A 12851-nucleotide genomic window follows, 5' to 3' on the forward strand; every position below is an offset into this window, starting at 1 on the left:
CTAAAAATCTATCACTTAAATATAAAATTTAATATATAAACAGCAAATTATCTGAAAACAAAACACAATTAAGTGAAATATTTATAAGAGCAAATAGACTTTAATAATGTAAAAATTATTTAAAAAAAATCCTTATAAAGGGATATTACCCATCAGTAAATGAACAAGAAAATGGACAAAATCATAGCCGGAAATGTATAAAGCCATTCTCTATGCTAACGAAATTTGTATAGCTGGCAGCAACACCACATTATGCCTGGTTAATAGTTTTTTGACAAGAAAGCTTTATCTCAAAACCTAATAATGCCGGCAGATCATCCTTTGCATGAAAATTGTTCCCCGGCAAAGAGTGTGGGGAATAATAAAAAAGTCCTTTTTAACTGGTTGTAAAAAGGACTCTTCTAATTTTCATATAGGAATAAATTAATATTCAAACAAGACGCTTCCCCACGTAAATCCGCTTCCGAATGCTGAAAGAAGTACAAGGTCTCCTCTTTTGATTTTCCCTTGTTCAATCGCTTCGCTTAAAGCAATGGGAATAGAGGCTGCTGTTGTATTTCCATATTTCTGGATGTTATTAAAGATTTTATCCTCCGGTAATCCAAATTTTTCCTGTACAAACTGAGCAATTCTCAGGTTGGCCTGATGTGGAATGAACATGTCAAGATCTTCAATGGTTTTTCCAGCTTTATTCAATGCCTCCATCATCGTTTCAGGGAATCTTGTTACCGCATGTTTGAATACGAAGTTTCCGTTCATAATAGGATATACTTCTTTGTTTGTTACATTTTCAGGATCTCTTCTCATTCTGTCACTCCATCCGTATTTTGATCCCGGAAACTGGGTACAAAGATCGTCTGCATATTTTCCTTCAGAATGCATATTCACCGCTAAAATATCTCCTGCATTTTCATTTTCTGATGCAGAAAGAACAACAGCTCCTGCCCCATCACCGAAAATGACCGATACACCTCTCCCTTCGTCAGAAAAATCAAGTCCGAAAGAGTGAACCTCTGCTCCCACCACCAGAATATTTTTATAAGTACCTGATTTGATGAATGCATTGGCAACGCTCATAGCATATACAAATCCTGAACACTGGTTTCTTACATCCAATGCTCCAATGGTATCACATCCCAGCATATCCTGAAGTAATACCCCACACCCCGGAAAATAATAATCCGGCGAAAGCGTTGCAAAAACAATATAATCAATATCTTTTGAGGTAAGGCCGGCATTATGGATGGCTTTTTCTGCAGCTTTAAACCCCAGATAAGCGGTAGTTTCCTGAGAGTCATCTCTGTTTTTTCTATGTCTTCTTTCCTTAATACCTGTTCTTTCTGTAATCCATTCGTCATTGGTTGTCATGAGTTTTGCCAAATCATCATTTGTAACAACGTTATCTGGAACATAAAATCCGAACCCTTTTATTGTACTTTTAATCATATAGTTTTTTAATTTTGGCAAAGATAAAACTTATTTAACACATAGTTTTTCAAAATATTAGTATTTTTACTTTATGCCAATTGATACGATATACAGAACCTCCCAGTGCGAATGGGTAGATGTAGAGGCTCCTACTTTAGAAGACCTGAAATTTCTTCATGAAAGATATGAAATCAACAATCTTCTTCTGGAAGATACGATGGATCCTAATCACCTTCCGAAATATGAAGAAGACGGGAATGTAAAATTCTTTTTACTCCGTGAAAGTACAGAGCTGGAAAGAAAGAATTTGAACACCATCAGTGATATCAGTACCAAAATCGGGATTTTTCTGGTGGAAAATACCATTATTACCATCCACAGGATGAAGACCAGAAGTATTTCAGATACCAGAAAAAAGGTTTCTTTGATTCAGGAAGATCTTAAACCTCAGCAAATCATTCTGATGATTGCGATATTGATCATGAAAAGCTTTGATGATGAATCTTTAAGTCTGTTCGAAACAATGGACAATATAGAGAATGAAATTTTTCTTAAAAACACCAATCATACCAGCCAGATCCGCCGTCTTTACAAGCTGAAACGAAAATCAGGATTAAATTCCCGTGTATTGGTAATTTCTACAGATGCTATTGATAAATTTAAACTGCTGAATTTACAGGACTCAGAAACTGTTGATCTAAAAGATAAACATAAAGATGTGGTTGCCGATTTTGATCATTTAAATATTCAGATCACCAACCTTATTTCTATGTTTCTGGCACTTTCGGATCAAAAAGCGAATCAGGTGATGAAAGTTCTGGCGATTTATTCCGTTTACTTCTTACCAATTACCTTTATTGCCGGAGTTTATGGGATGAATTTCGATAATATGCCTGAGCTTCATCATAAGTACGGATATTTTATAACATTGGGAGTAATGGCAACGGTTGTGATCAGTACGTTTATTTATGTGAGACGAAGACAGTGGTAATTTAATATAAACACAAAGTTGCAAAGAAGAATATGTTATTATATTCTCAGTAAAATAAAACACTGTAGATTACTTTTTGACTTTAACACACCATCAAAACAAAATACCATGGCTCCTGAAAACCTTAACAAAATTCTGGAAGATTCTTCTCTGTCAGATGCATCCAAGGACAAATTGCTTGCTTTACACAGGAATATCTCTGCCAAAGAATTCTCTGATCTTCTGGATCAGAATGGTAATCAGTATATAGAATTTGTACAGGAAGGAGGTGGCGTCTGGGGAAGTGCATTGGTAGGCTATCTTTATGGGTTGGAAATATTTGGAATCCGTTTTCTGAAAGTAGCAGGAACGAGTGCCGGAGCTATTAATACCATGCTTATTGCTGCCTGTAAGACCAAAGAAGAACCTAAAAGTGAACTTATTAAGGATATTCTTTTCAGCTGGGATTTTTCGGATTTTATGGATGGAAAAAGTTATGTAAAAACGACTCTCCATGCGATGCTGAACAACAAAGATTTCTTTAAGATCAATGCTGTTATTGCCGCTATCCTTTTTATTATTCTGATCAGTATTCCTTTTCTGGCATCATCATCAACAATACTGAACGCCAAACTGATGTTTCTGATTCCCCTGATTCCGGCTGTTATTCTCTCTTTCTGTATCCAAAAACTGTATAATAACTTCAGGAAAGAAAACAGCGGACTGAATCCCGGAAATACCTTTCAGAATACCATGCAAAATGCACTGGATCAATTTGGAATACAAACAGTTGCCGATCTCAACAAAAAATTCATTCAGAAAGGACAGGAACTCAATCTCAGCTACCGCTATGGGAACGGGCAGGAATATTATCAGATGGCTTTGCAAAACATTGAAAAAATTAAAATCAAAAATCAGGAACATATCGACCAGACCCGATACAGAATTTTCTATGAAAGTGCGGTCAATAATGACTATTATAAAAACAATCCGTTTTATCTTCTTACATCAGAATATGTTGTTATTGCCACTGATATCAATGCCAAAATTAAAGTAGAACTTCCTACGATGGCCAATCTCTACTGGTCCGAAGAGGAACTGAAACATATCAGTCCTGCCGAATTTGTAAGAGCTTCTATGGCAGTTCCTTTTTTCTTTGAACCTTTCCAGAAACAAATCAATAGAGACGATGATTCCGTAAAATATGCCTGGAGATACTGGATGAATACGAAACCCGAAGACATTAATCCTTCAGGAGTTTTCATTGATGGTGGCAGTATTTCCAACTTTCCTATTGACCTGTTTCATGCGGATGAAGTTTTTTATCCCAGAATGCCTCTTTTTGGAGTGCAGCTAACCAGTGATTCAGCTATTCTCTCTGAAAAAGGAAAAACAAGTGAAGAAATCCTTAAAACACCTTTCAGCTATGCCGGAAATATCATCAACACTCTGAAAGGTTTTAATGATAAGACATTCCTTACCAAACATACTTTTTACCGTTTATACAGCATACAAAGCGTTAATTGCGGTACCAGCAGCTGGCTGAATTTCTTTATGAAAAAAGAAGAAAAGGAAGATCTTTTCAACAGAGGTTTTCAGGCTGCCCTTGATTTTCTCAACACATTTGATTGGGAAAAGTACAAATATGAAAGAATGATGCTTACCATGAAGGAGAAAAAAATACTGAAAGAAGAGGATACGCCTACTGTGGGATAAAGATTTTATAGTAATATGAAATACAAGAAAATCAATAGAATCTTTAAATAAAAAATAGATGAACTGGATTATAAGAAGTACAAAGAAAGTAAAATTCCATACTAATCTTCAGGAAGTTTTAAAGCCTATATGGGATGATCTTGCCATTTATAAATGGATTTTGACAGATTTAGATTTTATATCTGATCAGACTCTTCCCATTAATTTTGATGAAGATTATTTTGTGTTGGATCATCCGGAATTTGAACTGCTCTATCAAAGCAATACTCAGATCATTTGGGGGATCATTTCAGCCGTTCCAAATAATATTGAACCCGATACTTCAGCCATTTCTATCTTATCTGCTGAAGATACAAGTGTTTGGGAATCTAATCAATTTTTAATACCAGAAAGTATTTTAGAAATTATTGCTTTTGACAGCGGGTATACTATTGTAAAATTTAAAGATAAAAGTCTCTCAGATCAATTTGAAAACTATTTTAAGGAACAAGTAATAGATCTGCAAAAGTTCAATGAGAAATATATTAATCGAACATGAAAAAATTGATCTCAGAAAAATTTCATATTATTCTTTTGATACTCACTTTTGGATTTATTATATTCTGTTTAATTAGTGCTAATTCAGGAATTAATGATCTGCTCAAAAGTCCGAAATATACCATTGGAGAAGCTATATCGGACTGGCATCACAAAAACAATAATGGTGTAGGAATAGATTATAAATATCATGTTAATGGTATTACTTATTCTAAAACTGCTAATGTCTCTTATCAGAAAGGAGATAAATTCCTGATCATTTTTGATTCTATAAAACCTGATAATTCGGCAATACTTGACATCTACTCTATTGAAAACTATCTTATAGATTTAAAAGTTCCTTCAAAAGGTTGGAAATATCAGGATGTTCCCTTTAATATTGATAGTAATACCATAAAGAAATATATTCAGGACTGGAATCCAGAGCCTTTTGAATATATTCAGAAATAAAGTTGAACTCTTGAATTCCAGAGCCCAACTTCATTTTTATATTGTTATAAATTATCCAAGAATTCCAGATACATCGGAACACTTCTGTTGATCCATTCATCGGAAGAATCTCTTTCAATTCCGTAATAAACAAAGGGTTCTTTATAATCGGCTTTTATATAATCAAAAGTCAGTTCATAAGGTCGGAGAAGTTCCTTCATCGTGTATTTATATTCTCCGGCTTTAGAATATCCATCTTCATCTATTCCTGCGGTAACAGCCAGTGATATTTTCTTTCCGGCCAGTTTGAAACCGCTTTTGCTTCCATACGCCCAGCCATATAAAACCACCTCATCCAGCCATTGTTTGAAAAGCGGCGGACTGCTGAACCAGTAAAAAGGAAACTGAAATACAATCTTGTTATAAGATTCCATCAGCTTTTGCTCTTCTGCTACATTGATTTTTCCATCAGGATAAGCCTCGTACAGCTGATGAACAGTATATTTTTCAGGGTGTTTTTTTAACTCGTCGATCCATTTTTTATTGATCGCTGATTTTTCAATATCAGGATGCGTCACAATCACTAATGTTTTCATTATGCTTAAATTTCTGATACAAAATTACTGAACGTTACTTACATTTTGTACATTAGCAACCTATTGTATGGTACTATAAAAAATGTAAGTAATGACAAAAATAAAAGAAAGCTCTACCAATTTTGCCAATAAAAAAGCCCTTGCAGATGAATGCCCGGAAATCTATGCATCCAACATTATCGGAGGGCAATGGGCATTGGCAATCTGCTGTTATCTGATCAATGGAAAAATGAGATTTGGTGAACTTAAAAAAAAGCTTCAGAACATTACCGAACGTATGCTTACCCTTCAGCTTCGCAGGCTTGAAGAAGATGAAATCATCACCAGAACCGTGTATGCCGAAGTTCCTCCAAAGGTAGAATATGAACTTACAGAAATCGGGTACAAGCTGAAACCCATTATCCTCGAACTCGAAAAATGGGGTAACGAACATAAACAGATTATGGAAAAGAAATAAAAAGATTGGTTAAAGAATTTTCATAGTATAATTTTTTACCTAATTTAATTCTTATTAAATATTAAAACAATCTCTATGAAAAACCTTACTTTTTTTCTCTCTTTTACGGCTCTCACTTTTTTAGGAAATCTTCTGAATGCACAAAAAATTTCTGATGGCCAAACACTTGAAGTCAACGGTATGGCTGTTACCTTTACTATCCTCAATAAAGAAAGTATAGAATCCGGTGGAAAATCCTATGACCGTTATAAAGTTTCTGCAACCATAAAAAATACATCAGATAAGGCATACAATATCAGACTCTCTGCTTTTCCTCAAATTGTAAGCGGTATAGGTCTTGTGGAACTTGACTGCATAAATGCAACAGGAGCCAGGCTGACCTCAAAAAAGATAGAATTAAAAATGAAAGCCCAGATGATCAATGTTACTTACTCTGCCTACGACAAATCCGGAAAATTTGTTAACAGTACAATCCCTGTAACCGGAAGTTATTACTTTGATCCGGGAGATACCATCAGTGATGATGCAATTTTCATTGTTCCTCAAGGTGAAAAACCGGATGTTTCCGTAAGAAGTATGAAATAGAACAGCACTTTATACAATCTCTTTGTACCCTATTCAATCAGTTTAGAAGTTGATTGAAGCTTTGAAAGGGTAAAAAAAATGGATTCCTCCGGAATGACACAGTGTATGCATAATGTCAAACAGTCCTATATGTCATTCCGGAGGAATCCAGGCTTATTAATTGAAAGAATAGCTGTATTCTACTTCCTCTCAGCCTCTTTCCAAAAAGGTTTTTGATCCAATACTTTCGAATGAATTGGACAGGATTCATGGTGAGCTCCCTTCAGATATCCGGTGCTCATAAGAAATTCATTGACAATCTCTCCTCCTGTGAATTTGAACGTTTTCTTGAATAACTTCATCCATTCCTGCAATGTTTTGGGGTGATGATGTTCCAGCCATTTTTCGAATGAACCAAATTCCTTTTGAAGCTCAACAATTGTTTTTGCATTTTCAATGGCAGCATTCACTTTCAGTTTGTTTCTGATAATCCCCGGATCATTTAAAAGTCTTTCACGGTCTTCCTCCGTATAGGCCGCTATTTGCTGAATATTAAAATTGTCATACGCTTTTCTGAAGCTTTCTTCTTTTTTCAGAACCGTTTCCCAGCTTAGTCCTGCCTGGTTGATTTCCAGAATCAGTCTTCCAAACAGTTCATTATCATCATGGATAGGATATCCGTAATAGTTGTCATGGTAATTTTTGTGCAGTTCTTTCCTGCTTTCAGGCTGCATTCCTTCTATGGCTAAACAATAACTCATTGAAATATTCTGTTTAAATTCTAAATAATATGGTAAAGATAAGACAGCTTTGTGACAACTGTCCGTCAGCAGTATTTTAAAGTTAATAATAATTCTATCTTCAAGATAATTTTCTGCAATTTATTAAACTTACATTGAAATAAAGTGTAGTTTTGTAATTATGCCCAATTCAGGACTTCATATGAAAAACTATAAAGCAGTCATTACGCTGCTTATATTGGTCTTTTCATTGTCTCCGTGCTCTGTAAAAAGAAATGTTCTTGATATTTTTGATGTTCAGCTCATCAGCGGGCTGAATAAGGCAAAAACAACTACCTCAATTTCCTTCAGCTGTGATTCCGCTTTTGCTTCTTCAGAAGCTGCCGTTTCAAAAACCAAAATTCATCACCGATACAATAAATTTTTATCCGGTTTTAATTCTGGTAAATCCAATTTTTTTGAAGAAAAGGCTTTTCTCAATAACTATTCCGGGTATTCTACTGGTAACAGCCCTCCGAAATATATTCTGTTTAAAAGACTGAGACTTCATCTGATTTAATTTTTTCAGATCAAATTATAAAAATCAGTTTTTTACAATACAATAGTAATTTCAATGAAACATATTTTAAACAGCCGGTCTACAGACATGGCCGGATTATATACTTTATCCCTCCGCATGGTGATCGGATGGACTTACTTTTCAGCGTTCTGGCGCAGATTGATCCTCGAAAACAAGCTTATTCCTGATGAAAAGGGATATATCGGGGAAAAATTCAATCATTTTTTACCCAATGCACTCGGAATAAAACCTATTATTGAATATCTGGTGACTCATCCCGATGCTTTACAACGCTCTATGATGATTTTTACCATTATTGAAGCGGTTGTAGGATTATTCATTATTCTCGGATTATTTACACGGTTAATGAGTATCGGAATTTTCAGTCTTGCCCTCGGAATATTACTGGGTTCAGGCTGGCTGGGAACAACCTGTCTTGATGAATGGCAGATCGGAGTTTTAGGAATTGCCGGCGGATTCGTACTGTTTCTTACCGGAAGCGGTCCTTATTCACTGGATTATTATTTCATGAAGAATAACAAAAGCTTCACTCAAAAAAGATGGTTTCAGTGGCTTGGCTCAGGAAATGTTCCTGTCTCAAACCCAAAAGTATTTGTGCTCGCAGGCTCAATTATTATATTTGGATTGACTCTTTTTACCAATCAGTATTTTCATGGAGGTGTATGGGGAGCACTGCATAATAAATCGGTAAAACCAAAACTGGAAGTTTCAAATATCTCTCATCAGCATTCAAAGTTAACATTTGAAGTCTACCGGACGGAAGGAGCTGATGTATATGGTTCTTTCCTGATAGGAATTCATATTCTGGATAAAAACGGAAAAGTTTTAAAGGAACTTGATCATAAAGAACTGGCCGGATTTTCTAAAGAAAATATTCAAAACCATTATGTTGCCAAAGTAAAACCGGGAAAACACAGTCTGGTAATTCCATTGGGAGCAAAAGCTGATGTAACTTTGAATATTGATGATATTTTCCAAAAAAATGATATCCACAGTCTGAAACTGATTGATGTAAGTGGTATTGAATGGATAGAGAAAATTGATTAGGAGTTCGGGATGCAATGCGTTCGTAGTATGTTTTGGCTAAAAGCCAATCCATGATTATTAATAGCAAAAGAGGCTGTCTCAAAAGTCAAACAATCTGGCTTTTGTCATTCTGACGAAGGAAGAATCTCATTGATAACCAAACATATGAGATTCTTCACTACATTTCATTTCGTTCAGAATGACACTTTTGAGACAGCCTCTCCTATTGAATGCTGTTGTACAATTTCCGGGTATTATTCATGTTGGAGGCTATTTCCCGGAGACGATGACATGATAGCTGCATGTGCTGTCCGGATCAAGCCTGAGTACTTTAATATCCAATAAAACATCCAGTCCCATAGTCTCGCAAATGCCCTGTATAAAAAGGTTTGACCACTGACCATTTCAACAGACCTGCAATTTGCAGACTATGAGTGATTTTATGGTAACGGTCTACTCCTTTAATGAGCAATTCGCATTTGTAGTCATTTAATTCTTTAAATTCAAAATTATATTCGGGACTGGATGTAAAAATGGCTTCCATCAATATTTTTGCAACAGCAGGAATTCCAGGCTGCAGGTTGGGTTTCGCTTCAAAAAATCATGGTTAAGTTTAAATAATAAGTCTAAATACAATATTCAATACAGCTTTCCTGAAATTAGAAATTTGTCTTCATAAAATATGAAAACAAATAAAAAAAATCCTTCGGTTGGTATTAATATCCGATGTTTAGATGAAGATCCGGTACTGTATTCCTGTAAGTCCTTTTTGAAAAAACTGCGGAAAGGTGAGGGAATTTATTCATATCTTTTTCATTTGGTGATGTAAAGCTAGAAAAAATAAATAAACTCTCCAACAAGTGATATTATTTTTTATTTAACAAAATGAGAACAAAAGGTATTGTTTATCATTATTTTACAACATAAACAAAATAAAAAACCTTCGAGAATTTCGAAGGTTTTTTTATTTAAAATTTAGTGCATGGCTTCACTCAAATCTATTTTTTCTTTACTCTTTCTTTCTTTTACGAGTAAGATAAACGGAATACATATCAGGAATACGATTCCGAGGTAAAGAAATACATCCATATAAGATAAAACAGTGGCCTGTTTTGTTACAGATAAGTCGAGCATTTTATAGGCAGCATTCATTGCGGCATCAGGAGTCATTCCTTTCGCAATAAAATTGGCTTTCAATGCGGCCAGCCTTTGCTGAACATCAAAACTGTTTTCGTCCAGATGGGAAATTAAGTTATTTCTGTACTTCTGTCCTGCATTGGCAATAAAGGTAGTGATGGCTGCAATCCCGAAAGATCCTCCCAGCTGTCTCATCATCCCTGTAAAAGCCGCTCCCTGCCCAATCTCCTGTCCTTTCAGGGTACTTAATGACAAAGAGGTAATCGGAATAAATAATAATCCCAAGCCTGCTCCTCTTACAATCAGCATCCAGAAGAAGGCATCTTTGCCGGTATCCGGTGTCAGAATTTTGTATCCCCAGAAGCTGTAAACGAAGAAGATAAAGAGTCCTAATGAAACCAGGATCTGCTGTTTTGCTCCTTTTGCCAGTAGTCTGCCAATGATAGGCATCATAAAGGCTGTCGTTAAAGCAGCCGGAATCATCAAAGCTCCTGACTGAAGTGCCGTCCATCCCAAAATACTCTGGGTATACAATGGAACAATGAATGTAGAACCGTACAATCCAAATCCAAGAACGAACGACATCATAGTTCCGATTCTCAGGTTACTGTTTTTAAGTACTCTGAGCTCAACAATCGGATACTTGAAGGTAAGCTCCCTCCAAAGGAATAGTATAAATCCTAAAACTGCTGCTACAGTGAAGGCTACGATCATTCCGCTTTCAAACCAGTCTTCTTCATGTCCTCTTTCCAGAATAAACTGTAATGAACCTACTGTTACTGCCAGTAAAGCAATTCCAATCCAGTCTACATCGGAAACTTTACGTTTTTCTGCATATTTCGGACTTCTTACAAACTGAAGGGTCATCAGCGTAGCTGCAATTCCAATCGGAATATTAATATAGAAAATATACGGCCAGCTGAAGTTATCAACGATATATCCTCCAAGAGGCGGCCCTAATGTAGGACCAATAATTACTCCCAGACCATAAATTGCCTGAGCCATACTTCTTTTTTCAATCGGATAAGATTCCGTAATAATCGTTTGTGAGGTTACCAATAAGGCTCCACCTCCGATTCCCTGCATCAATCTGAAGAACACAAGTTCCCAGATATTGGTCGCGTTTCCACATAAGAATGAAAATACGGTGAATATAATGATGGATGCCGCAAAGTAATTTCTACGCCCAAACTGCTGTGAAAGCCAGCTCGTCATCGGAACAATGATAACGTTCCCGATGGCATACGCTGTAATCACCCACCCTACTTCTGAAAGCGTAGCTCCAAGATTTCCCTTCATTTCATTCAAGGCAACATTAACAATCGTGGAGTCTACAATTTCAAGAAGGGCACAAAGGATAGCTGTAATCGTAATGATCACTCTCCGCGCTCCATATTCTACTAATGAATCCTGCATAAGTTTTTTTCGATGTGAAAAGTCAATTGTGAATTGTGCTTCGCAAGTGAATAGTGAATTTTAAACAGTCCATTTAAGTTGACTGCAAAGATGATTCACTACTGACAACGAAGTTCATTGACTTTTAACAATTTTAAATGTTATTTCAAAGCAACTTCTGCCTTCACGTTCATTCCTGTTCTCAATCTTTTGGCAATATTCTTATCAAGATTTACAAAATCGATTTTTACAGGAAGTCTCTGAACTACTTTTACGAAGTTCCCACTTGCATTATCCGGAGGAAGAATAGAGAAAGTAGCTCCTGTAGCCGGAGAGAAAGAGCTTACTACTCCTTCAAATTCCTGATCAGGAAAAGCATCAATCTCAATTTTCACTTTCTGGCCTTCTACCATTTTATCTACCTGCGTTTCTTTAAAGTTGGCCACCACCCATTTCTGGTCGTTTTTAACCAAAGCAAACAGTTGTGCTCCCGCCTGCAGATACTGACCTGCCTGTGTAGGGACTTTTCCAACGTATCCATCTTCAGGGGCAAGAATTACGGTGTATGATAAGTTCAATTTTGCATTTTCTACATCTACTTCTCTTTGTTTAGCCACAGAACCTGCCACGCTGATTTGTTGTGAGCTGGCAGCCGTCTGAGAAGAAGCAATATGTGTTTGCTGGGCAATCTGATTTCTCTGGTCTACCAACACCTGTAACTGTCTGTCTGCAGATTGTTTTGCTGCCAAAGCCTGCTCATACTGCTGTTCTGTAATAGAGTGATCTTTTACAAGATTGGCATATCTCTTCAGATCCTGAGAAGTTTTCCAAACATTTACTTTTGCCGCTTCAATCTGGGCATTAGCCGTTACTACTGCTGCTGCTGAAGAGCCTATATTTTTTGAAGTAGCTGTGGTAGCAGCTTCTGCATTGGAGATATTGCTTTTGGCAGTAGATAATGCTGCCTGAGCCTGTTCAAGAGCCATTTTCTGATCTCTGTTATCCAAAATCACCAATGTATCTCCTTTCTTCACAAACTGATTGTCTTTTACTTTTACCTGAGCTACATAACCGGAGATTTTAGAAATTACCGGTGCCATATTGGAAGCAATCTGAGCATCATCAGTCTCTTCGTGATACTGTCCGTAAGTATACGCTCTGTAACCGTAGATTCCTCCTCCAATTACTACTGCTGCTAAAATGATAGGAAAGATTAAACTTTTTTTCTTTTTAGGTTCAGCTGCCTGTGTATTATTATTTTCCATTTTGGTTTCGA

Annotated in this window: 13 protein-coding genes; 8 read left to right on the top strand and 5 right to left on the bottom strand. The window is 36.2% G+C overall.

Annotation, left to right across the window (positions count from 1 at the left end):
• Positions 1–423 precede the first annotated feature (423 nt).
• Positions 424–1446, bottom strand: a complete 1023-nt coding sequence (locus EK417_RS10635; RefSeq protein WP_110366671.1) for a 3-oxoacyl-ACP synthase III family protein — start codon at positions 1444–1446, stop codon at positions 424–426.
• A gap of 73 nt (positions 1447–1519) precedes the next feature.
• On the opposite strand from EK417_RS10635, the gene EK417_RS10640 reads away from it, so the two are divergent.
• The 4 genes from EK417_RS10640 to EK417_RS10655 all read left to right on the top strand — a co-directional run bounded on the left by EK417_RS10640 (position 1520) and on the right by EK417_RS10655 (position 5101).
• Positions 1520–2419, top strand: coding sequence for a magnesium transporter CorA family protein (locus EK417_RS10640; RefSeq protein ID WP_076597668.1), 900 nt, complete (start codon positions 1520–1522; stop codon positions 2417–2419).
• Between the two features lie 108 nt (positions 2420–2527).
• Entirely contained in the window at positions 2528–4114 is a 1587-nt protein-coding gene (locus EK417_RS10645; RefSeq protein ID WP_110366672.1) for a patatin-like phospholipase family protein, read from the top strand.
• 58 nt (positions 4115–4172) lie between these two features.
• Entirely contained in the window at positions 4173–4652 is a 480-nt protein-coding gene (locus tag EK417_RS10650) for a hypothetical protein (protein WP_110366673.1), read from the top strand.
• On the top strand, positions 4649–5101 hold the full coding sequence (locus EK417_RS10655) for a hypothetical protein (RefSeq protein ID WP_110366674.1): 453 nt from the start codon (positions 4649–4651) through the stop codon (positions 5099–5101). Before EK417_RS10650 ends, EK417_RS10655 begins: the two co-directional genes overlap by 4 nt.
• Before the next feature lie 44 nt (positions 5102–5145).
• On the opposite strand, the gene EK417_RS10660 is transcribed toward EK417_RS10655, so the two are convergent.
• Positions 5146–5676 carry an NAD(P)H-dependent oxidoreductase gene (locus EK417_RS10660; RefSeq protein ID WP_110366675.1) on the bottom strand — a complete coding sequence of 177 codons (531 nt, stop codon included), beginning with the start codon at positions 5674–5676 and terminating at the stop codon, positions 5146–5148.
• A gap of 91 nt (positions 5677–5767) precedes the next feature.
• Between EK417_RS10660 and EK417_RS10665 the strand changes: the two genes are divergently transcribed.
• The gene (locus EK417_RS10665; RefSeq protein ID WP_110366676.1) at positions 5768–6133 is read left to right on the top strand and encodes a winged helix-turn-helix transcriptional regulator; all 366 of its coding nucleotides are present in this window, start codon (positions 5768–5770) and stop codon (positions 6131–6133) included.
• Between the two features lie 75 nt (positions 6134–6208).
• Positions 6209–6718, top strand: a complete 510-nt coding sequence (locus EK417_RS10670) for a hypothetical protein (protein WP_076597672.1) — start codon at positions 6209–6211, stop codon at positions 6716–6718.
• A gap of 179 nt (positions 6719–6897) precedes the next feature.
• Here EK417_RS10670 and EK417_RS10675 read toward each other — a convergent pair whose 3' ends face one another.
• Positions 6898–7458, bottom strand: coding sequence for a DNA-3-methyladenine glycosylase I (locus tag EK417_RS10675; RefSeq protein WP_110366677.1), 561 nt, complete (start codon positions 7456–7458; stop codon positions 6898–6900).
• 181 nt (positions 7459–7639) lie between these two features.
• Between EK417_RS10675 and EK417_RS10680 the strand changes: the two genes are divergently transcribed.
• Together EK417_RS10680 and EK417_RS10685 are read left to right on the top strand one after the other, a co-directional pair.
• Complete coding sequence (locus EK417_RS10680; protein ID WP_146212857.1) at positions 7640–7996, top strand: hypothetical protein; 357 nt, start codon at positions 7640–7642, stop codon at positions 7994–7996.
• Between the two features lie 54 nt (positions 7997–8050).
• Positions 8051–9064 carry a TQO small subunit DoxD gene (locus tag EK417_RS10685; RefSeq protein ID WP_110366679.1) on the top strand — a complete coding sequence of 338 codons (1014 nt, stop codon included), beginning with the start codon at positions 8051–8053 and terminating at the stop codon, positions 9062–9064.
• 954 nt (positions 9065–10018) lie between these two features.
• Here EK417_RS10685 and EK417_RS10690 read toward each other — a convergent pair.
• Positions 10019–11596 carry a DHA2 family efflux MFS transporter permease subunit gene (locus EK417_RS10690; RefSeq protein WP_076597676.1) on the bottom strand — a complete coding sequence of 526 codons (1578 nt, stop codon included), beginning with the start codon at positions 11594–11596 and terminating at the stop codon, positions 10019–10021.
• A 140-nt stretch (positions 11597–11736) separates the two neighbouring features.
• Complete coding sequence (locus EK417_RS10695) at positions 11737–12840, bottom strand: HlyD family secretion protein (RefSeq protein WP_076597677.1); 1104 nt, start codon at positions 12838–12840, stop codon at positions 11737–11739.
• Positions 12841–12851: the final 11 nt, after the last annotated feature.

The sequence above is a fragment of the Chryseobacterium candidae genome, assembly GCF_004916905.1.
GTDB classification, from domain to species: domain Bacteria; phylum Bacteroidota; class Bacteroidia; order Flavobacteriales; family Weeksellaceae; genus Chryseobacterium; species Chryseobacterium candidae.

Coding starts and splice junctions, on each gene's coding strand:
- EK417_RS10635 (WP_110366671.1), bottom strand. CDS start 1,446: ATGATTAAAAGTACAATAAAAGGGTTCGGATTTTATGTTCCAGATAAC.
- EK417_RS10640 (WP_076597668.1), top strand. CDS start 1,520: ATGCCAATTGATACGATATACAGAACCTCCCAGTGCGAATGGGTAGAT.
- EK417_RS10645 (WP_110366672.1), top strand. CDS start 2,528: ATGGCTCCTGAAAACCTTAACAAAATTCTGGAAGATTCTTCTCTGTCA.
- EK417_RS10650 (WP_110366673.1), top strand. CDS start 4,173: ATGAACTGGATTATAAGAAGTACAAAGAAAGTAAAATTCCATACTAAT.
- EK417_RS10655 (WP_110366674.1), top strand. CDS start 4,649: ATGAAAAAATTGATCTCAGAAAAATTTCATATTATTCTTTTGATACTC.
- EK417_RS10660 (WP_110366675.1), bottom strand. CDS start 5,676: ATGAAAACATTAGTGATTGTGACGCATCCTGATATTGAAAAATCAGCG.
- EK417_RS10665 (WP_110366676.1), top strand. CDS start 5,768: ATGACAAAAATAAAAGAAAGCTCTACCAATTTTGCCAATAAAAAAGCC.
- EK417_RS10670 (WP_076597672.1), top strand. CDS start 6,209: ATGAAAAACCTTACTTTTTTTCTCTCTTTTACGGCTCTCACTTTTTTA.
- EK417_RS10675 (WP_110366677.1), bottom strand. CDS start 7,458: ATGAGTTATTGTTTAGCCATAGAAGGAATGCAGCCTGAAAGCAGGAAA.
- EK417_RS10680 (WP_146212857.1), top strand. CDS start 7,640: ATGAAAAACTATAAAGCAGTCATTACGCTGCTTATATTGGTCTTTTCA.
- EK417_RS10685 (WP_110366679.1), top strand. CDS start 8,051: ATGAAACATATTTTAAACAGCCGGTCTACAGACATGGCCGGATTATAT.
- EK417_RS10690 (WP_076597676.1), bottom strand. CDS start 11,596: ATGCAGGATTCATTAGTAGAATATGGAGCGCGGAGAGTGATCATTACG.
- EK417_RS10695 (WP_076597677.1), bottom strand. CDS start 12,840: ATGGAAAATAATAATACACAGGCAGCTGAACCTAAAAAGAAAAAAAGT.